Here is a 20259-nt window from a genome sequence, read left to right as displayed (position 1 = left end):
CCCTGCCCCTGCTGGGCGACCTGGTGATCTGCGCGCCGGTGGTGGCCAAGGAAGCGCTGGAGCAGGGCAAGCCCCTGAACGCCCACTACGCCCACCTCACCATCCACGGCGTGCTGCACCTGCTGGGCCTCGACCACGAGGACGAGCGCGAGGCCGAGGCGATGGAGCAGATCGAGCGTGAGATCCTGGCCACCCTCGGCCTGCCCGACCCTTACTGAGCCGGGACCGGCGGCGGGCGCCGCACCCGGTTCAATCGACCTCGCCGGTCAGGCGCTGCCTGCCCGGCGGCAGGCCAAGGGCCGCCGGCGGCCGGTCGTCCACCACTCTGCGGGGCGCGCGGCCCAGCAGGCCCGGCAAGGCGTTGGCGGCCGGCACGTTGTCGCGCCGCAGCAGCTCCCAGTGGCCGAACGAGAACGGCGTGAGGTGCAGCAGGTCGCAGGCATGGCTGGCCAGGCGCGCCAGCAGGCCGGGAACGACGATGCGCCAGGCCGGGCGAGCGGCCCGCCGGCGGCGCATCGCGGCCAGGTAGTCCCCCAGCGCGAGCGCGGTATCGCCGCCCAGCTCGAACTCGCCCGGTCCCGCCGGCGTGGCCAGGCGCGGCCGGTGGGCCAGCGCGGCGAGGGCCTGGCCCAGGTCGCGGACATCCAGCGCCGCGATCAGTCCGCGGGCGTCGGCCGGCAGTACGTGCACCGGCCAGCGGGCAACGCGGCGGATCCACGCGGCGCCGTAGCCGCCGACTTCGGCATCCAGCAAGGACGGGCGGACGATGCAGCAGTCCGCGCCGCTGCCGCGCAGGGCCGCCTCGCCGTCGGCCTTCGAACGCAGGAAGCCGCTGCGCATCGGCGCCTGCAGGCCCAGCGCCGAGACGTGCACCAGCCGCCGCCCGGCGCGACGGCAGGCCTCGGCCAGGGCGGCCGGGGCCTCGTGGTGGACGCGCTGGTAGGTCTCGCGGCCGCGCTCGCGCAGGATGCCGACGCAGTTCAGGACCACGTCGACCTCGTCCAGCAGCGGGGCCCAGTCCTGCGCCTCCAGCAGCCGCTCGAAGCGGACCCGGCGCCGCGGGCAGGCCTGGGCCGCCACCGGCAGCCGCCGGTCCAGGCGCTCCGGATGCCGGCTGCCGACCTGGACCGCGGCGCCCTGCGCCAGCAGGGCCGCCACGGCGTGCCGGCCGATGAAGCCGCCGCCGCCCAGCACCAGGACGCGCAGGGCCGGTGGGACGGGTTGGGCGGGAGGGCGGAGGGCTGCCATGCGACACCTCTTTTTTGACAGTCTTTTCTGTCTTGACAGAAATATATGCCGGGACTAGCCTGACCACAAGCCCTCCGCCCGCCCGTCGCCACCGCCGCCATGACAGAAGATTCCGCCGACTACGCCGTCGATCCGCTGACCCCGATCAGCCGTCGCTTCGTCCTGCACTGGGGCGAGATGGGCTCGCGCTGGGGGGTGAACCGCACGGTCGCCCAGGTGCACGCCTTGCTGTTCCTGGCCGGCCGGCCGATGGACGCCGAAACCATCGCCTCGGTGCTACGGGTGGCCCGTTCGAACGTCAGCAACAGCCTTCGCGAACTGATCAACTTCAAGCTGGTGCGGGTCTCCCACCTGGTGGGCGAACGGCGCGACCACTTCGAGACTTCACGCGACGTATGGGACCTGTTCCGTACCGTCGTGCGGGAACGCAAGGCGCGCGAGTTCGACCCCACCGTGGAGCTGCTGCGCGAACTCACCAGCGACCCGGATTTCCCCGCCGAGGACGCCGACGCCCGCAAGCGCGTGCAGGAAACGCTGGCCTTGATGACGGCCCTGTCGTCCTGGGGCGAGGAAATGCTCCGGCTCGAGCCCGCCACCCTGATGAAGGTGATGAAGCTCGGAAGCCGCATCCAGAAACTGATCCGCGAAGGAAGCAAACCGTGACCGCCACCTGGCCCCTGCGCATCTACTACGACGCCTCCTGCCCCCTGTGCCGGGAGGAAATGCACGCCCTCAAGGACCACGACGCCGGCCAGCGCCTGGCCCTGGTCGACGCCTCGGCGCCCGGCTTCACCGACCCCGACCTGGCCGCCGCCGGCATCCCCCGGTCCGAGCTGATGCGCCTGATCCACGCCCGCGATGCCGCCGGCCGCTGGTTCATTGGCGTCGACGTGTTCGAGCTGGCCTATTCGGCCGCCGGCCTGCACGGCATGGCCCGCCTGTGGGCCCACCCGCGCCTGCGCCCGGTCTGGACCCGGCTCTACCCCTGGATCGCCCGCCTGCGCCAGCCGCTGTCCTGGCTGCGGCTCAACCGCGCCTACGGCTGGCTGGTCCGCCGCGCCGCCGCCCGGGCCCAGGCCCGTGCCGGCGCCTGCGCCACCGGCCGCTGCGACCTGCCATAAAACGGTACCGGGTTCATTTTCATCCGCGATGAGACTGGCAAGCGCCCACGCGCCGGCCTGTCTCATCGCGGATGAAAATGAACCCGGTACCGCTTTTGATACACTCCGGCGACCGCCTCCGGGCGCCCATTCCACGGAAATGTCCGAAGATTCCCCTAGTAGCCCGCCGGAACGCCGCTCCTGGCTTGAACGCCTGAGCCTGGCCTTTTCCGGCGAACCCCAGACCCTCGACGACCTGGTCGAGATCCTGCGCGATGCCCGCGCCAACGGCCTGCTGGGCGCCGACACCCTGAAGATGCTCGAGGGCGCCCTGTCGGTGTCCGAGCAGCAGGTCGGCGACATCATGGTCCCGCGCTCCCAGATGGTGTCCCTGCCCCTGGACGCCAAGTTCCTGGACCTGATGAAGCTGGTGGTCGAGTCCGGCCACTCCCGCTTCCCGGTCCACGGCGAGGACCGCGACGAGATCCTGGGCATCCTGCTGGCCAAGGACCTGCTGCGCGGCATGGTCTCCGACGGCGGCCCCGCCAGCGTCCGCGAGCTGCTGCGCCCAGCCGTGCTGATCCCCGAATCCAAGCGCCTGAACGTGCTGCTCAAGGAGTTCCGGCTGTCGCGCAACCACATGGCCATCGTGGTCGACGAGCACGGCGGCGTCGCCGGCCTGGTCACCATCGAGGACGTGCTGGAGCAGATCGTCGGCGAGATCGACGACGAGCACGACGACGCCGACGAGGCCAAGCTCATCGCCGCCCAGGCCGACGGCCAGTTCCTGGTCGATGCGCTGACCCCGATCGCCGACTTCAACGAACAGTTCGGCGCCGACTTCGACGACGACGAGTACGACACCATCGGCGGCCTGGTCACCTCGGCCATCGGCCACCTGCCCGAAGCCGGCGAGGAGCTGTCCCTGGGCCGCTTCCACTTCCGCGTCGGCCGCGCCGACCAGCGTCGGGTCCACACCTTCGTGCTCAGCGTGCATGGCCCGGACTGACTGGCGCCTCGCCGCGACCCTGGTGCTCTGGCTGCTGACGGCGCTGCTCGCGCCGGCCGCGGCCCGGCAGGCGCCGGACGACGCCCCGCCGCCGGCCATGGCGGCGACCGGACCCGCGGCCGACGTAGCCGGCCCGGCCGATCCCGACGATGCGGTAGCGGCCTCCGGCACCGCCGGGGCCGCGGCGTCCGCGGACGCCACCGCACCGCGCATCGGCGTGGTCACCATGGCCCCCGGCGAGATCTTCTTCGAACGCTTCGGCCACAACGCCATCGTGGTCGACGACCCGGCCACCGGCCGGCGAATCTCGTACAACTTCGGCTATTTCGACCTGGACGAGCCGAACTTCGTGGGCAACTTCATCCACGGCCAGATGCGCTACTGGCTGGTGGCGCTGCCGCTGGACCAGGACATGGCCCGCTACCGCGCCCTGGGCCGCGGCGCCAGCCTGCAGTGGCTCGACCTGGATCCCGCCCAGGCCCGCGCGCTGGCCCGGTCGCTGGCCGAGCGCGCCAGCGGCGACGGCGCCCGCTACCGCTACGACTACTTCACCAGCAACTGCTCCACCCAGGTCCGTGACGCGCTGGACCAGGCCCTGGGCGGCGCGCTCCGGACCCAGCTGACCGGGCGCTCGCAGGGCAACACCTACCGCAGCGAATCGGTGCGGCTGGCGACGCCGGCGCCGTGGATGGCCATCGGCTTCCACCTCGGCCTGGCCGATTACGCCGACCGGCCGCTGTCGCGCTGGGAAGAGTCCTTCATCCCGATGCGCCTGCGCGACGCGCTGCGCGAAGTGCGCCTGGCCGACGGCCGGCCGCTGGTGCGGTCCGAAGAGACACTGATCGAGCACCGCATCGGGCAGCCGCCGGCCGAGGCGCCGCGCCTGCGCATCCCCGCCCTGTTCACTGGCCTGGGCCTGGCGTTGGTCGCGCTCTGGCTGGGCCGCCGGGCGCCGCGCACGCTGGCGGGCCTCGCATTGGGCTTCTGGACCGTCGCCGGACTGGCGGGCCTGGTGATGCTGTTCATCTGGTTCGGCAGCGCCCACGTCGCCGGCCATGGCAACGAGAACCTGCTGCTGCTCAGCCCGCTGTGCCTGCTGCTGCTGCCCGGCGGCTGGGCCCGCCTGCGCGGCCGCGAGCCCTCGGTGCGTTTCCGCTGGCTGCTGTGGATCGTGGTTGCCTGCGCCGCGCTGGCCGGCTTCCTGAAGTTCATGCCGTTCCGGCCGCAGGAAAACGTCGAGTGGGTGTTGCTGCTGCTGCCGCTGCACTGGGCCCTGCTGCGCCGGCTCGATCCCGGCCGCTGACCGCTTGCCGGCACCGGCCGCGCGGCCGATGATGCCGGCATGGACACTGCCTTCGCCGTTTCACCCGACTGTGTCGTCAACTGCGTCCGCTACGGCCGCGACGGCAGCCGCCGCGACCTGCCGCTGGACGAGATCAGCGACGTGCTGGCGGTCGACGACGGCAGCTTCGTCTGGGTCGGCCTGTACGAGCCCGAGGAAGCCCTGCTGGACAAGCTGCAGGAGGAGTTCGACCTGCACGACCTGGCCGTCGAGGACGCCCACCACGCGCACCAGCGGCCCAAGATCGAGGCCTACGGCAACTCGCTGTTCATCGCCGTGCACACCGCCCAGGCACTCGAGGGCCAGGTGTCGTTCGGCGAGACCCACGTCTTCGTCGGCGCACGCTACCTGGTGACGGTGCGGCACGGCACCTCGCTGTCCTACGCCACCGTGCGCGCCCGCTGCGAGCGGGAGCCGGAGCTGTTGGCGCTGGGGCCGACCTACGGCCTCTACGCGGTGCTGGACTTCATCGTCGACAACTACCTGCCGATCGTCGATGAGTTCCGCACCCAGCTCAATGCGCTGGAACAGGACATCTTCGCCGAGAATTTCAGCCGCGACACCGTGCGCAAGCTCTACGAGCTCAAGCGCGAGCTGACCACGCTGCGGCTGGCGGTGGCGCCGATGCAGGACATCACCGGCCAGCTCACCCGCGTGCACACGCAGATGGTCGGCGAGGAAATGCGGCTCTATTTCCGCGACGTGTTCGACCACACGCTGCGGGTCAACGACGCCACCGACACCCTGCGCGAGATGCTGACAGCGGCGATGTCGGTGAACCTGGCCCTGGTCACCGTGGCCCAGGGCGAAGTGGTCAAACGCCTGGCCGGCTGGGCCGGCCTGCTGGCGGCGCCCACCCTGATCGCCAGCTGGTACGGCATGAACTTCACCCACATGCCCGAGGTCGGCGGCCGCTACAGCTACGCGATCCTGGTCGGCGCGACCGCCGCCATCGTCGGCGGCCTGTTCATCCTCCTCCGCCGCGCCAAATGGATCTGACCCCCCTGTAGGAGCGCCTTCAGGCGCGAATCTTTTGATTCTTTGGCGCCGGGCCCGCCTGTCGCGAAGGTCCGCCGTACGCGAGGGTCCTTTCCCGGGACATCGAAAACGTCCGTGTTTTCGATGTCCCGGGAAAGAGACCCCTCGTGCGGCGGGCGATCGCCGGGAACGAGCCCGGCGCCAAGGTCCAGGAAGCAAGCGGATCCGGAGGGCATCGGGCTTGACGCGGGTCAAGGCGCGGGGCGCGGGGCGCGCCTAACCTGCCTGCCATGACCGCCATGCCACCCTTCGACGCCGAGCTGCTGCGCCGCTACGACAAGCCCGGGCCGCGCTACACCTCCTACCCGACCGCGCCGCAGTTCAACACCGGCTTCGGCGAAGCCGAGTTCCGGCGCGCGGCCCAGAAAAGCAACGAGGACCCGATCCCGCGCCGGCTGTCGCTTTACGTGCACGTGCCGTTCTGCTTCAGCCCCTGCTTCTACTGCGGCTGCAACCGCATCATCACCCGCGACTTCAGCCGCGCCGAGCCCTACCTCGACCGCCTGGTCCGCGAAGCCGCGATGCTGGGCCCGATGTTCGACCGCGACCGCGACGTCATGCAGCTTCACCTGGGCGGCGGCACCCCGAACTTCCTGACGCCGCGCCAGATCGGCGAGCTGCTCGACACGCTCGGCCGGCACTTCCACTTCAGCCAGAGCCCGGCCCGCGACTTCTCGATCGAGATCGACCCGCGGGTGATCAAGCCCGGCGACATCGAGGCCCTGGCCGAGCTCGGCTTCAACCGCGCCAGCCTGGGCGTGCAGGACTTCGACCCGGCCGTGCAGGCGGCGGTGAACCGCATCCAGTCGGTCGAAGAGACCAACGCCGTGATCCGCAATTGCCGCCGCAGCGGCTTCCGCTCGGTGAACGTGGACCTGATCTACGGCCTGCCGCTGCAGACCCGCGAGGGCTTCGAGCGCACGCTCGACACCGTGATCGCCGCCCGGCCCGACCGCCTGGCGGTCTACAGCTACGCGCACATGCCGCAGCTGTTCCGCCCGCAGCAGCGCATCGACGAAAGCCAGCTGCCCAGCGCCGAAGACAAGCTGGGCCTGCTGCAGCTCTCGATCGAGATGCTGTCGGCGGCCGGCTACCGCTACATCGGCATGGACCACTTCGCCCTGCCCAGCGACGACCTGAGCCAGGCCCAGGGCCTGGGCAAGCTGCACCGCAATTTCATGGGCTACACCACCCACGCCGACTGCGACCTGATCGGCCTGGGCGTTAGCGCCATCAGCCACGTGGGCGACACCTACAGCCAGAACCCGCGCGACCTGCCGTCCTGGGAGATCGCCATCGACGAGGGCCGGCTGCCGACCTGGCGCGGCATGGCCCTGGACGCCGACGACGTGCTGCGGGCCGACCTGATCCAGCAGCTGATGTGCCACGGCGTGGTCGAGTTCGCGCCGCTGGCGCTGCGCCACGAGATCGACTTCCACGAGTACTTCGCCGAGGACCTGGCCCGGCTGGCCCCGCTGGAGGCCGACGGTCTGGTGGTGGTCGAGGCCGGCCGCCTGCGGGCCACCGAGCGCGGGCGCCTGCTGGTGCGTATCATCGCGGCATGCTTCGACCGCTACCTGCACCAGGCCCAGGCCGAACCCGCCCGCTTCTCGAAAGCGATCTGACCGCCCCCGCCGCCGGGAGCCGCCCGTGAGCCCGACCGCCCGCCGGCGCGTCCTGCCCTCGCCCGCCGCCGCGGACGACGGCGACGAGCTGCGCTTCTGCAGCACCTGCGCGTTCTCCGACGCCTGCCTGTCGCAGGGCTACGGCAAGTCCGACCTGATGGACCTGCACGTGCTGGTCGAGCACATCGGTCCGTTCCACGAGGGCGAGCACATCTTCCGGGAGGGCGAGGAGTTCAACGCCATCGCCGCGGTGCGCGCCGGCACGGTCAAGACCTACGTGCTCGATGCCTCCGGCCACGAGCAGGTGCTGGGCTTCCACCTGCCCGGCGAGATCATCGGGCTGAGTGCGATCAGCCAGGCGCGCTATCCCTGCAATGCGGTGGCGCTGGACACGGTGATGCTGTGCCGGTTCTCGTTCCCGAAGATGGCGGTGCTGGCGACGCGGATGCCGGGCCTGCAGGCGCAGCTGTTCAAGCTGCTGAGCGAGGACATCGGCAAGGCGTCGCTGCTGGCGGGCGACTTCAGTGCCGATGAGCGCATGGCGGCCTTCCTGGTGGCGCTGTCGCGCCGCTACGCGCGCCGGGGCTTCTCGCCCACGCGCCTGCACCTGACGATGACGCGCACCGACATTGCCAACTACCTGCGCCTGGCGCCCGAGACGGTCAGCCGTGTCCTGAAGCGCCTGCAGGAAGAAAAGCTGATCCAGGTCGAACGCCGCGAGCTCGAGATCCTCGACCCCGCCCGCCTCGAAGCCCTCGCCCTGCACGTTCTCCGGCACTGACCAAGGCCCGTGCGCCCTGCGCACGAAGGGCCTTGCTCCGGGGCCTCACGGCAGCGCCGTCCTGCAACGACATAGTTCGCCGCCCGCCCTTCGACACGACGTCCTGTCCATCGAAGGGCGGCCGTTACGGCTTCCTGCCTCCACTTCGTCGAACTATGTCGTCGCAGGACGGCGCTACCACCGCCTGTTGCACACCGGATCAAGATCAAGCGCCAGATCAAGGGCTCTCGGCCGAGGTGTACCCGTGACATCCGGGGCGACGTCGCACGCACAGAGGGTTCTTTGGCAGTGGAGGCAGGAGGCCGGAACGGCCGACATAGGTGGTCAGGACGACGCTTCCTAGTCGGGCCAAAGAACCCTCTGTGTGGGCGGCGGCGCTGCCGCGAGGCAACGGTGTAAGGCCGTTCGTGCGCCAGGCGCACGCGCTTGACCTGGGTCAGGGACGGGCACGTGCGGGCGGCATGACCATGGCGGGGACTTGAAACGGAGATCCGTCATGAGCAGTACCCGCAAGCTATGGATCGCACTCGCGACCCTGCTCGCCGTCTCGTTTGCCGTCCTGCTATGGGTCGGCGGCGAGATCCACCGCGAGATGCCCCCCGTGCCCGAACAAGTGGTCACCCGAAGTGGGCAGGTCGTCTTCACCCGCGCCGACATCGAGACCGGCCGCCAGGTCTGGCAGACCACCGGCGGCCAACAGCTCGGCTCCGTGTGGGGCCACGGCAGCTATGTCGCCCCCGACTGGACCGCCGACTGGCTGCACCGCGAAGCGGTCGACCTCCTCGACCAATGGGCCCGCCGGGATTACGCCGTGGCCGGCTTCGAGGCGCTGGGCAAGGCCGAGCAGGCCGCGCTGACCGCCCGACTGACCGAAATGATGCGCGCCAACACCTATGACGCGGCCACGAAGTCGGTGGTGATCGACGACGACCGCGCCTTGGCCATCAGCAATGTGTCCGCGCACTACCAGAGCCTGTTCGGCAACGACCCGGCCACCGCGGTGCTGCGCGAGAACTACGCGATGAAGGACAACACCGTCGCCGACGCCGGGCACCGGCGCGCGATGACGGCGTTCTACTGGTGGACGGCCTGGTCGGCCGTGACCCAGCGCCCGGGCAAGGACATCACGTACACCAACAACTGGCCGCATGAGCCGCTGGTGGGCAACGTGCCGCCGGCGAACCTGTTCATGTGGACCGTGTTCAGCGTGCTGTTCCTGATCGCCGGCATCGCCCTGCTGGGCTGGCATTACGCCGTGAGCCACGGCAAGGACGAAGCGCCGCTGCAGCTGCCTGCCACCGACCCGCTGGCCAAGGTGGTGGTGACGCCGTCGATGAAGGCCACGGCCAAGTACTTCTGGGTGGTGATGGCGCTGTTCCTGGTGCAGATCCTGCTGGGCGCGATGACCGCGCACTACCAGGTCGAAGGCCAGGAAGCCTACGGCTTCGCGCTGGCCGAGTACCTGCCCTATTCCCTGTCGCGGAGCTGGCACACGCAGCTGGCGGTGCTGTGGATCGCGACCGCGTGGCTGGGCATGGGCCTGTACATCGGACCGGCGATTTCCGGGCACGAGCCGAAGTTCCAGGCGCTGGGCGTGCACGTGCTCTGGGTCTGCCTGATCATCATCGTGGTCGGCGCATTCGCCGGCCAGTGGTTCGCGGTGATGCAGAAGCTCGGCCTGGCCAGGAACTTCTGGTTCGGCCACCAGGGCTGGGAATACGTGGACATCGGCCGCTTCTGGCAGTGGTTCCTGTTCATCGGCCTGGGCCTGTGGCTGACCCTGGTCGGCCGCTGCCTGGTGCCGGCCATCCGCGCCGGCGGTGAATCGAAGTCGATCACCACCCTGCTCTTCCTCTCCACCGTCGCCATCGGCCTGTTCTACGGCGCCGGCCTGATGTGGGGCGAGCACACGCACCTGTCGATGGTCGAGTACTGGCGCTGGTGGGTGGTGCACCTGTGGGTCGAGGGCTTCTTCGAAGTGTTCGCCACCGCGGTCATCGCCTTCCTGTTCACCAAGCTGGGCCTGATCAAGAACAGCACGGCCACGGTGGCGGTGCTGTTCGCGACCATCGTGTTCATGGCCGGCGGCGTGCTGGGCACCCTGCACCACCTGTACTTCACCGGCACGCCGGTGGCGGTGATCGCGCTGGGGGCGGCGTTCTCGGCGCTGGAGGTGGTGCCGCTGGCCTACGTCGGCTTCGAGGCCTACCACACGTTCAAGCTGGGCCAGGCCACGCCATGGATGCAGCGCTACAAGTGGCCTATCCTGTTCTTCGTGGCGGTCGCGTTCTGGAACCTGGTGGGCGCCGGCCTGTTCGGCTTCCTGATCAACCCGCCGCTGCCGCTGTACTACATGCAGGGCCTGAACCTGACCCCGCTGCATGGCCACACGGCGCTGTTCGGCGTGTACGGGATGCTGGGCATCGGCCTGATGCTGTTCTGCCTGCGCGGCCTGAAGCCGGACGCGATCTGGCCGGAGGCGCCGCTGCGCACCGGCTTCTGGGCGCTCAACATCGGCCTGGTGGGGATGGCGCTGTTCACCCTGTTGCCGATCGGCATCCTGCAGTTGGGCGCCGCGATCGAGCACGGCTACTGGTTCGCGCGTTCGGCCGACTTCATGCAGCAGCCGATCATCGAGATGCTGGTCTGGATGCGTGTCCCGGGCGACACGATCTTCAGCGTCGGCGCCGTGTCGATCGCCTGGTTCGTGGCGCGGCTCTGGATCGCGCCGCGCAAGGCGGCGGTGGGCGAGGTCGTTGCCGCGACCTCGCGCTGATTGCTGGCGATCGTTGGTTGCGTAATTGGGGAGGGTCGCTTCGGCGGCCCTCCTTTTTTTTGACACGGATAAACACGGATCAGCAGCAGATAAACACGGATAGGGCGAATGGCTGGGATGGATCAGGTGGGCCTTGGCCCTTGCCTGGGTTGGGGGTGGCGTGGGCTGTGGTGCCGTGTGGCGCGGAATAGCGTGCGGGGTGGCTGACTTGGGTCAAGGCGAGGTGCCACGGGCGTTGGCAGCATGGCGGCATGGATACGAAGCGTTCTCATGGTCTTGATCTTTCCGTGCTGGCGGCGGCGCCGCATCGGCTGCTCTTCTTCATTGGCGCGGCGAACGTGCTGGCGGCGATGGGATGGTGGTCCGGGTGGCTGGGCGGGTGGCTGTCTTCGCCCAGCGTGCCGGCCGGGTGGATGCACGCCTTCGTGATGCAGTACCAGGTGCTGCCGACCTTCATCTTTGGCTTCCTGCTCACGGTGTTCCCGCGCTGGATGGCGCAGACCGAGGCCAGCCGGTGGCACTACCTGCCGGTCGGGCTCGGGCTGGTGGCGGGCCAGGCGCTGGTGCTGGCGGGGCTGGTCACCGGCTCGGCGATGCTGGTGCACCTGGGCGTGGTCAACACGCTGGCCGGCTGGATCGCCGCGATGGTCGTGCTGGGCGGCTGGCTGGCGCGCGACCGCAGCGGCAACTGGCACGCGATCTCTTGTTTCGGCGGGCTGCTGATGGGGCTGGCGGGGCTGCTGGCCTTCGTGGCCTACCTGCACGTGCCGGGCGAGCCGCGACTGGTCTTCGCGATGCTCAAGATCGGCACCTTCGGGCTGCTGGTGCCGGTCTACGCGACGGTGGCGCACCGGATGTTCCCCTTCTTCGCCGGCAACGTGGTCGCCGGCTACGTGCCGTGGCGGCCGATGTGGCTGCTGGCGGTGAGCTGGCCGCTGTGGCTGGGCCACCTGGCGCTGGAGCTGGCCCATCTCTATCCGTGGTTGTGGCTGGTGGACCTGCCGCTGCTGGCGCTCGCCGCGCTGACGCTTTGGAAGTGGTGGCCGCGCGGCAAGGCGCCGGCGCTGCTGCGGGTGCTGTTCTTAGGCTATGCCTGGCTGCCGGTGGCCTTGGCGCTGTATTCCGCGCAAAGCCTCTGGTTCCTGGGCACCGGCGAGTTCACGCTGGGGCGCGCGCCGGTGCATGCGGTCTCGGTGGGTTTCTTCGGCAGCCTGCTGGTGGCGATGGTGACCCGGGTGACCCAAGGCCACTCGGGGCGGCCGCTGGTGCTCGGACGGATTCCCGCCCTCGCTTTCGCGGGCATGCAGGGCGTCGCGGTCCTGCGCGTCGGCGCCGAACTGGCGGCGAATCCGGCGCCCTGGTTCCTGGCCGCCAGCCTGGGCTGGCTGCTGGTCTTCCTGCCCTGGGTGCTGCGCTCGCTGTGGATCTACGCCACGCCGCGCATCGACGGCCGGCCGGGCTGAGGGCGGGCCCATGATTGCCTTCTACCTGCAGATCAAGCTCGTGCACATCGCCGCGGTGCTGGCCAGCGGCGGACTGTTCGCGCTGCGCGGCGCGCTGGTACTGGCCGGCGTGCGCTGGGCGATGGCGGCGCCGCTGCGCTACCTGAGCTACACCATCGACACCGTGCTGCTGACGGCGGCACTGATGTTGCTCACCGCGCTCAAGCTCAATCCCTTCGTGGTCCCGTGGCTGTCGGTGAAGCTGGCGCTGCTGCTGGTGTACGTGGTGCTGGGCAGCCTGGCGCTCAAGCGCGCACGCACCCGGCGCGCGCGGGCCTTCTTCTTCGTCGCGGCGCTGGCGACCTTCGGCTTCATGTACTTCGTGGCGCGGGCGCACCATCCGCTGGGCCTCCTGCAGGGGCTGGCGTCGTGATCCCCCGGGAGACCGCGCGGCGCCCGTCCGCCGGCGACGAGGGCCCCGGCCGCCCGACGGCCGCGCCCGACCGCCGCTGGCTGCACGGCGCGCTGGCCGAGCTGGCGCGCGAAGCGGCGCGTTCGGCCGACACCCACTTGCTGCGCGTGGACCTGCCGGCCTTCCCCGGCATCCGCTTCTACTTCAAGGACGAGGCGGCCCATCCGACCGGCAGCCTCAAGCACCGGCTGGCGCGCTCGCTCTATCTGTACGCGCTGTGCAATGGCCGGCTGGGCGAAGGCCAGGGCGCCATCGATGCGTCCTCCGGCAGCACGGCAATCTCGGAGGCCTGGTTCGCGCGGCTGCTGGGGCTGCGCTTCACCGCGGTGATGCCCGACTGCACGGCGCCGGGCAAGGTGCGGCTGATCCGCGCGCTGGGCGCCGACTGCGTGCTCCTGCCCAAGGGCGTGGACGCCAGCGCGGTGGCGCGCGAACGGGCCCATCGCGAAGGCCTGTGCTACCTCGACCAGTTCGGCCTGGCCGAACGCGCCACCGACTGGCGCGGCAACAACAACATCGCCGAATCCATCCTCGCCCAGATGGCCAGCGAGCCGGATCCCGTCCCGGCCTGGATCGTCTGCGGCGCGGGCACCGGCGGCACGTCCGCCACGCTCGGCCGCTATCTTCGCTACCGGCGACTGGACACGCAGGTCTGCGTCGCGGAACCCACCGGCGGGGCCTTCGCCACCGGCTGGCGCAGCCGCGATCCGCAGGACCTGGCCAGCCGCACGACGCTGATCGAAGGCATCGGCCGCCCGCGGGTGGAGCCGGGCTTCCTGTTCGACGTGGTGGACCGGGTGGAGGAAGTGGACGACATCGCGTCGATCGCGGCGGCGTGGCGGCTGGAGTCCCTGGTCGGGCGCCGCTACGGCGGCAGTTCGGGCACCAACTTCGTCGCCTGCCTGCGGCTGGCGCGCGAACTGCGCGACGCCGGCCGCAGCGGCAGCATCGTCAGCCTGCTGTGCGACCGCGGCGACCGCTACGACGAGACGCTGTTCAATCGCGACTGGCTGGCCGGCCATGGCATCGCGCTCGCGGCCGGGCGGACGGCCCTGGACGCGCTGGAAAACGCGTAGGCAGCGGCCCCGTCAGCCGCGCGGGCGACCGAACACCAGGGTCGCATTGGTGCCGCCGAAGCCAAAGCTGTTCGACATCACGGTGTCCAGGCGCGCGTCGCGGGATTCGCGCACGATCGGGAAGCCCTCGACCCGGGGATCGAGCCGATCGATGTTCACCGAGCCGGCCATGAAGCCCTCGCGCATCATCTGCAGGCAGTAGATCGCCTCGTGCACGCTGGCGGCGCCCAGCGAGTGCCCGGACAGGCCTTTGGTCGAAGACAGCGGCGGCACGGCATCGCCGAACACGGCGCGCACGGCCTCCAGCTCCACCACGTCGCCCAGCGGCGTCGAGGTGCCGTGGGTGTTGAGGTAATCGATCGGCGCGTCCACGCCGGCCAGCGCCATCTGCATGCAGCGCACCGCGCCCTCGCCCGAAGGCGCGACCATGTCGGCGCCGTCGGAGCTGATGCCATAGCCCAGCAGTTCGGCGTGGATGCGCGCGCCGCGGGCCACGGCGCGATCGTAGTCCTCGAGCACCAGCATGCCGGCCCCCCCGGCGATGACGAAGCCGTCGCGGTCGGCATCGTAGGGACGCGAGGCCTGTGCCGGCCGGTCGTTGAAGCCGGTGGACAGCGCGCCCATGCCGTCGAACTGCAGGCTCAGGCCCCAGTGCAGCTCTTCGCCGCCGCCGGCGAACATGATGTCCTGGCGGCCGGCGAGGATCATGTCGGCGGCCGCGCCGATGCAGTGCGCCGAAGTCGCGCAGGCCGCGCCCAGCGAGTAGCTGGCGCCGCGAATGCCGAAGCCGGTGGCCAGATTGGCCGACACGGTCGAGGTCATCGTCTTGGGCACCATGTAGGGCCCGACCTTGCGCACGCCGCGGTTGCGCAGCAGGTCGGCCGCTTCGACCTGCCATTGCGCCGAACCACCGCCCGAGCCGGCGACCAGGCCGGTGCGCGGGCTGCGCACCTGGGCCTCGTCGAGGCCGGCATCGGCGATGGCCGACTGCATGGCGACGTAGGCATAGGCCGCGGCGTCGCCCATGAAGCGGCGCAGCTTGCGGTCGATGGCGGCTTCGACATCGAGTTCGGGGCGGCCGCCGACGTGGCTGCGCAGGCCCATGGCCACCGCGTCGTCGAGCAGGCGGATGCCGGGACGTCCTTCGCGCAGGGCGGCGGTGACCGTGGCCAGGTCATTGCCCAGGCAGGACACGATGCCCATGCCGGTGATGGCGATGCGGCGCATGCTCAGAAGCCCTCCGTGGAGGTGAACAGGCCGACGCGCAGATCCTTCGCCGTGTAGATTTCGCGGCCATCGACCCGCATGCGGCCGTCGGCGATCACCAGTGCGAGCTTCCCGCGCACGACCCGGCGGATGTCGATCTCGTAGGCGACGAGCTTCGCAGTGGGCAGCACCTGCCCGGTGAACTTCACCTGGCCGACGCCCAGCGCGCGGCCGCGCCCCGGTTCACCCAGCCACGGCAGGTAGAAGCCCGCGAGCTGCCAGAGCGCATCCAGGCCCAGGCAGCCCGGCATCACCGGGTCGCCCTCGAAATGACAGGCGAAGAACCAGAGGTCGGGACGGATGTCGAGCTCGGCGCGGATCAGGCCCTTGCCGTTGGCGCCGCCGTCGGCACGGATCTCGGTGATGCGGTCGAACATCAGCATCGGGTCGGCCGGCAGGCGCGCGTTGCCGGGGCCGAACATCTCGCCGCGCGCGCAGGCCAGCAGCTGCTCGCGGTCGTAGGAGGAAGCTTGCGTCATGGAGGGTTTCGCACTGCGTAAAAAACGCATTCTGCCGTGCGAGGTGCTCCGTTCGCGCCAGTATTGACGCACTGCATTCCGTACGCAGGCGTAGCGTCGGGAACATCATTCCATGCGCCACGCCCGCTACCGACGGAGAACAAGCGCCAGCGATGCACGCCTCCGCGCATCGGGCTCAAGGCCAGGCGCGCTCCACCTGCAGCCAGAGCTTGCGGGTGTCGCGGGCGAAGCCGTCGCTACGATAGTCGGCGAACTTCAACAGGCCGGTGAACCCGGCCGGCAGCGGAAAGGCCATCGAGGCGTCCCACTCCCGACCGTAGGCGAGGCCGCCCCGATCCGCGCGGAAGTCGTGGTACGCCACCGTCCACGCCAGCCTGTCATCGAGCCTGCCCCGCCCGAACTTGCCCGAAACGGCCGCATGGCGATCATCGAGGCCTGCGGCCGGCGTGACCAGGAACTTGTCGGCCCAACCGTTGAACGCGTGCAGCGTGGCCAGCGGCGTCTGGAAGGCTCGCGCCCCGTCGCCGCCCAGTTGCTCCCACCCCAGCGTCCAGGTCAGGCCGCGTGCGGCGAGGGACGGTTCGACCAGGACGTAGCCGACGTCGGTGGCGTTTGGATTGCCCGCGTGGTCGCGCTGCCTGGCGGCTTCGAGCGTCCAGCCGAAGTCCGCGCCGCCCCACGTCCGTGCGCCCGTCCAGCGCAGGCCCAGGGTGCGGGTCGACGCGGTGGCGACGTCCTTGTCGTCATGCCAGTAGCCGTAGCCGGTGAGGCGGCCGCCGCCGCGCTGCCAGGCCAGGTTGAGCAGGTGGGTATCGAGGCGGCGCTCGCGGGCGAGCGGGTCGCGGGCTTCGTCGCCGAACACGCGGTGCGCGCGGTCGAGCCAGGCGTAGCGCAGCACCAGGCCGTCGCGCAGCGTGGCGTCGGCCGAGAAGGCGTCGAACGTCTGCTCGTTCTGGCGCCAGCCGACGTTGCCGACGAAGCGCTGGTCGTCGAGCGTGATGCGCTGCCGGCCGAGCGTGGCGCCGCCGCGCTCGCCGCGCCAGCGCAGCCAGGCCTGGTTGAGTTCGAGCGCGCGCGCGTCGGGCACCCACGGGTACGCCGTCTCGCCGTTGGCGCCGGAGTTGAAGCGATCGCCGAGCGCCGCCACGCCCTCGAGCTCGAAGCCGGTGCTGAAGCCCGGCGCGAGCGCATGGCTCCAGCCCAGCCGCAGGCGCACGGTGTCGGCGGCGGCATCGCGCGCGAACGCTTCGTCGTCGACGGACTCGTGGCGGTAACGAAGGTGGGCGGTCCAGCCGTCGGCGGCCGCCGCGGGCCGCGCGGCGGGCAGCGGCAGCAGGCCCAGGAAGAGAAGGATGGCATGTCGATGCGTCATGGCACGGTCCGTGGATGGCCCGGGTCGGGTCCTGGCCATGCTGGCGCGCGCGCACGGCGCGCGCCCTGAGGCAGGTCAAGCGAAACGTCCTCCCTGCGAATCCTTCGGGGTTCACATTGCCGTCACAGGGGTACAGACTCGGTCCCGTCCTCCTGACTTGACCTGCGTCAGGGAGGACCGCTCCAGGTTCGCCAACACTGCCTCCCAGTGGAATCAATGAAACCCTGTCCGGAGACGCATGATGAAACGCCACCTGCTCGCCCTCTCGATCGCCGCCCTGCTGGTGCTGCCGGGCTGCCGCGACAATCCCAACGCCAACCTCGACGCCCGCGGCAAGGCCACGGCCAGCGCCGACGCCGCTGACACGGGCGGCTCGCGCAAGGGCGACTTCGGACCGCCGCAGGGTGAGCCGATCGATGCCGTGCTGACCAGCCCGCCGCTGGTCCCGCCGGCCACGGGCCGCGACTACCCGGCCAAGGTCGTGGTCAACCTCGAGGTGCGCGAGGTCGACATGGAAATCTCCGAAGGCGTGACCTACACCTTCTGGACCTTCGGCGGCACGGTGCCCGGCAGCTTCATCCGCGTGCGCCAGGGCGACACGGTGGAGTTCCACCTCAACAACCACCCCGATTCCAAGATGCCGCACAACATCGACCTGCACGGCGTGACCGGGCCGGGCGGCGGCGCGGCGTCCACGTTCACCGCGCCGGGCCACAGCTCGCAGTTCACCTTCAAGGCGCTCAACGCCGGGCTCTACGTCTACCACTGCGCCACCGCGCCGGTGGGCATGCACGTGGCCAACGGCATGTACGGCCTGATCCTGGTCGAGCCGCCCGAAGGGCTGCCGGCGGTGGACAAGGAGTACTACGTGATGCAGGGCGACTTCTACACCACCACCAAGTACCGCGAGAAGGGCCACGCGCCGTTCGACATGCAGCGCGCCATCGACGAGAACGCGACCTACGTGCTGTTCAACGGCTCGGAAGGCGCGCTCACCGGCGACAACGCGCTCAAGGCCAAGGTCGGCGAGAGCGTGCGCATGTACGTCGGCAACGGCGGCCCGAACCTGATCTCGAGCTTCCACGTGATCGGCGAGATCTTCGACAAGGTCTGGTTCGAGGGCGGCACCCGCTTCCAGGAGAACGTGCAGACCACGCTGATCCCGGCCGGCGGCGCCGCCATGGCCGAGTTCCACCTGGAAGTACCGGGCAGCTACGTCCTGGTCGACCACTCGCTGTTCCGCGCCTTCAACAAGGGCGCGCTGGCGATCCTGAAGGTGGATGGCGAGGAGAACCGCGAGATCTACTCGGGCAAGGAGGTCGACGAGACCTACCTGGGCGACAAGGCCGGCAGCATGGCGCCGGTCGCGGCCGCGGCCGCGGCCAAGGCCGCCGGCACGCTCACCCTCGAGGACCAGGTGAAGGCGGGCCAGGCGTTGTTCGCAGGCACCTGCTCCACCTGCCACCAGCCGGACGGCAAGGGCCTGCCGGGCGTGTTCCCGCCGCTGGCGCAGTCCGACTGGCTGACGCGTCCGCACGCCGACCTGGCCGGCATCGTGCTCAACGGCCTGTCCGGGCCGATCAAGGTCAGTGGCCAGGACTACAACTCGGTGATGCCGCCGATGAGCCAGCTGACCGACGACGAGATCGCCAACATCCTCACCTACGCGCTCAACAGCTGGGGTAATCCGGGCGGCCGCGTGAGCAAGGAGGACGTGGCCAAGGTGCGCGCCAGCACCGAGCGCGGCGAAGGCGCGGCGCACTGACATGCGCCCCGGCCTGCTCGCCGCGGCCCTGCTCGGCATCGGCATCGGCGCCTGCGCCGCTGCCGCCGCCGCGGGCACCGCGAATCCCTGGCGCACCCTGCCCGGCGGTGAGTTCGCCTCGGCGCTGCGCTACGAGGACACCGGCGGCAAGGTCGTGCTGCCGGGCTTCGCCCTGCAGCAGCGGCCGGTGACCAATGCCGACTACCTCGCCTTCGTGAAGCAGCATCCGCGCTGGCAGCGCGGCAAGGCCCCGGTGGTGTTCGCCGAGGCCCGCTACCTCGAGCACTGGGCCGGCCCCACCACGCTGGGCCCGGACGCGGCGCCGGACCAGCCGGTGGTGATGGTCAGCTGGTTCGCCGCCCAGGCCTACTGCGAAGCCATCGACGCCCGCCTGCCCACGTGGTCGGAGTGGGAATACGCCGCGGCCGCCGACGAAACCCGCGCCGACGCCCGCAGCGACCCGGCCTGGCGCGAGCGCATCCTGGCCTGGTATTCGGTGCCGTCCGGCCGGCCACTGCCGGCGGTGGGCCAGACCACGCCCGACGTCCACGGCGTGCAGGACCTGCACGGCGTGGTCTGGGAATGGGTGGAGGACCACTCGGCCATGCTGGTCTCGGCCGACAACCGCGAACAGGGCGACCCGGATGCCCTGCGCTTCTGCGGTGCCGGCGCACTGAGCATGGACGACCGCGAGAACTACGCGGTGCTGATGCGGGTGGCCATGCTGTCCGCGCTGGCGGGCGACGACACCACCCGCAACCTGGGCTTCCGCTGCGCCCGCGACCTGCCCGGAGCCAAGCCATGAACCGCCTGATCCACGCCCTCTTACTGGCCTGCCTGCTGCTGCCCGGCCTCGCCGCCGCGGCCCCGGCCGCCCTGCCCGACGATTCGATCTACCTGCTCGAGGATGCCTTCAGCGACCAGGCCGGCCAGCCGTTCGTGCTGGCCGACCGCCGCGGCAAGCCCCAGGTGGTGGCGATGTTCTACACCTCCTGCCGCTACATCTGCCCGCTGATCGTGGACAGCGCCAAGGGCGTCGAGCACGCGCTGTCGCCCGCCGAACGCAGCCGCCTCGGCATCCTGCTCGTCAGCCTGGACCCCACCCGGGACGACACCGCGGCGCTGGCCTCGGTGGCGGCCAAGCGCAAGCTCGACCCGGCCCGCTGGACCCTGGCCCGCACCGAGGCCGCCGGCGTGCGCCGGGTGGCCGCCCTGCTGGGGATCCGCTACCGCGCCCTGGCCGACGGCGAGTTCAACCACTCCAGCGCCCTGGTGCTGCTGGACGCACAAGGCCGGGTGCTGGCCCGCACCGAAACGCTGGGGTCCGTGCCCGATCCGGCGTTCCTGGCGGCCGTGAAGGCGGCGCTGGCGGCACCGGCGGGCTGAGGCCGCCTTGCCAGGGCACGGCACCCCCGGTGAATTGACCTCGGTCAAGCCGGGGTCTGGCCGTGCTGGGGATAATCACGTA

General features: G+C 70.6%; 19 protein-coding genes. 15 read left to right on the top strand and 4 right to left on the bottom strand.

Annotated elements, in window-relative coordinates; all coding sequences use genetic code 11:
- Nucleotides 1-218: rRNA maturation RNase YbeY (gene ybeY / locus VFQ84_RS07030; protein WP_325130627.1), on the top strand; the 218-nt coding region annotated here is incomplete at its 5' end.
- Nucleotides 219-249: 31 nt separating this feature from the next.
- Here ybeY and VFQ84_RS07025 read toward each other — a convergent pair.
- Nucleotides 250-1248: an NAD(P)H-binding protein gene (locus VFQ84_RS07025; RefSeq protein ID WP_325130624.1), complete on the bottom strand. Its 999-nt coding sequence runs from the start codon at nucleotides 1246-1248 to the stop codon at nucleotides 250-252.
- A 99-nt stretch (nucleotides 1249-1347) separates the two neighbouring features.
- Between VFQ84_RS07025 and VFQ84_RS07020 the strand changes: the two genes are divergently transcribed.
- The 11 genes from VFQ84_RS07020 to VFQ84_RS06970 all read left to right on the top strand — a co-directional run bounded on the left by VFQ84_RS07020 (nucleotide 1348) and on the right by VFQ84_RS06970 (nucleotide 13909).
- Complete coding sequence (locus VFQ84_RS07020) at nucleotides 1348-1911, top strand: hypothetical protein (protein WP_325130622.1); 564 nt, start codon at nucleotides 1348-1350, stop codon at nucleotides 1909-1911.
- Complete coding sequence (locus tag VFQ84_RS07015) at nucleotides 1908-2369, top strand: DUF393 domain-containing protein (RefSeq protein ID WP_325130620.1); 462 nt, start codon at nucleotides 1908-1910, stop codon at nucleotides 2367-2369. The genes VFQ84_RS07020 and VFQ84_RS07015 overlap by 4 nt, the downstream gene beginning before the upstream one ends.
- Before the next feature lie 139 nt (nucleotides 2370-2508).
- Entirely contained in the window at nucleotides 2509-3357 is an 849-nt protein-coding gene (locus VFQ84_RS07010; protein WP_325130618.1) for an HlyC/CorC family transporter, read from the top strand.
- Nucleotides 3344-4660, top strand: a complete 1317-nt coding sequence (locus VFQ84_RS07005) for a DUF4105 domain-containing protein (RefSeq protein ID WP_325130616.1) — start codon at nucleotides 3344-3346, stop codon at nucleotides 4658-4660. Before VFQ84_RS07010 ends, VFQ84_RS07005 begins: the two co-directional genes overlap by 14 nt.
- A gap of 39 nt (nucleotides 4661-4699) precedes the next feature.
- Nucleotides 4700-5698, top strand: coding sequence for a magnesium and cobalt transport protein CorA (locus VFQ84_RS07000; RefSeq protein WP_325130614.1), 999 nt, complete (start codon nucleotides 4700-4702; stop codon nucleotides 5696-5698).
- A 269-nt stretch (nucleotides 5699-5967) separates the two neighbouring features.
- The gene (gene hemN / locus VFQ84_RS06995) at nucleotides 5968-7362 is read left to right on the top strand and encodes an oxygen-independent coproporphyrinogen III oxidase (RefSeq protein ID WP_325130613.1); all 1395 of its coding nucleotides are present in this window, start codon (nucleotides 5968-5970) and stop codon (nucleotides 7360-7362) included.
- 25 nt (nucleotides 7363-7387) lie between these two features.
- Entirely contained in the window at nucleotides 7388-8143 is a 756-nt protein-coding gene (locus VFQ84_RS06990) for a helix-turn-helix domain-containing protein (protein WP_325130611.1), read from the top strand.
- A gap of 496 nt (nucleotides 8144-8639) precedes the next feature.
- The gene (locus tag VFQ84_RS06985; protein ID WP_325130609.1) at nucleotides 8640-10919 is read left to right on the top strand and encodes a nitric-oxide reductase large subunit; all 2280 of its coding nucleotides are present in this window, start codon (nucleotides 8640-8642) and stop codon (nucleotides 10917-10919) included.
- A 251-nt stretch (nucleotides 10920-11170) separates the two neighbouring features.
- Nucleotides 11171-12382, top strand: coding sequence for an NnrS family protein (locus tag VFQ84_RS06980; protein WP_325130607.1), 1212 nt, complete (start codon nucleotides 11171-11173; stop codon nucleotides 12380-12382).
- Nucleotides 12383-12392: 10 nt separating this feature from the next.
- Nucleotides 12393-12794: a SirB2 family protein gene (locus VFQ84_RS06975; RefSeq protein ID WP_325130605.1), complete on the top strand. Its 402-nt coding sequence runs from the start codon at nucleotides 12393-12395 to the stop codon at nucleotides 12792-12794.
- Nucleotides 12795-12874: 80 nt separating this feature from the next.
- Nucleotides 12875-13909 (top strand): PLP-dependent cysteine synthase family protein, encoded by a 1035-nt coding sequence (locus VFQ84_RS06970; RefSeq protein ID WP_414637009.1) that lies wholly within the window; start codon nucleotides 12875-12877, stop codon nucleotides 13907-13909.
- Between the two features lie 12 nt (nucleotides 13910-13921).
- Here the strand turns inward: VFQ84_RS06970 and fabB are convergent, their stop codons facing one another.
- The 3 genes from fabB to VFQ84_RS06955 all read right to left on the bottom strand — a co-directional run bounded on the left by fabB (nucleotide 13922) and on the right by VFQ84_RS06955 (nucleotide 17026).
- Nucleotides 13922-15136 carry a beta-ketoacyl-ACP synthase I gene (gene fabB / locus VFQ84_RS06965; protein ID WP_325130601.1) on the bottom strand — a complete coding sequence of 405 codons (1215 nt, stop codon included), beginning with the start codon at nucleotides 15134-15136 and terminating at the stop codon, nucleotides 13922-13924.
- A gap of 2 nt (nucleotides 15137-15138) precedes the next feature.
- Complete coding sequence (fabA, locus tag VFQ84_RS06960) at nucleotides 15139-15654, bottom strand: 3-hydroxyacyl-[acyl-carrier-protein] dehydratase FabA (RefSeq protein ID WP_325130599.1); 516 nt, start codon at nucleotides 15652-15654, stop codon at nucleotides 15139-15141.
- A gap of 175 nt (nucleotides 15655-15829) precedes the next feature.
- Nucleotides 15830-17026 (bottom strand): alginate export family protein, encoded by a 1197-nt coding sequence (locus tag VFQ84_RS06955; RefSeq protein ID WP_325130596.1) that lies wholly within the window; start codon nucleotides 17024-17026, stop codon nucleotides 15830-15832.
- A 241-nt stretch (nucleotides 17027-17267) separates the two neighbouring features.
- Here VFQ84_RS06955 and nirK point away from each other — a divergent pair, with 241 nt between their 5' ends.
- Genes nirK through VFQ84_RS06940 form a run of 3 tightly spaced genes read left to right on the top strand, consistent with a single transcriptional unit; the run spans nucleotide 17268 to nucleotide 20177 of the window.
- Nucleotides 17268-18791 (top strand): copper-containing nitrite reductase, encoded by a 1524-nt coding sequence (gene nirK / locus VFQ84_RS06950; RefSeq protein WP_325130595.1) that lies wholly within the window; start codon nucleotides 17268-17270, stop codon nucleotides 18789-18791.
- Between the two features lies 1 nt (nucleotide 18792).
- Nucleotides 18793-19596 carry a formylglycine-generating enzyme family protein gene (locus tag VFQ84_RS06945; RefSeq protein WP_325130593.1) on the top strand — a complete coding sequence of 268 codons (804 nt, stop codon included), beginning with the start codon at nucleotides 18793-18795 and terminating at the stop codon, nucleotides 19594-19596.
- Nucleotides 19593-20177, top strand: coding sequence for an SCO family protein (locus VFQ84_RS06940; protein WP_325130591.1), 585 nt, complete (start codon nucleotides 19593-19595; stop codon nucleotides 20175-20177). Before VFQ84_RS06945 ends, VFQ84_RS06940 begins: the two co-directional genes overlap by 4 nt.
- Nucleotides 20178-20259 lie beyond the last annotated feature (82 nt).

Origin of the sequence: Arenimonas sp. (assembly GCF_035721105.1) — a bacterium.
Classification (GTDB): domain Bacteria; phylum Pseudomonadota; class Gammaproteobacteria; order Xanthomonadales; family Xanthomonadaceae; genus Arenimonas.
Note: the sequence above shows the minus strand (reverse complement) of the source record. Positions and strands in the feature narration are given on the sequence as shown.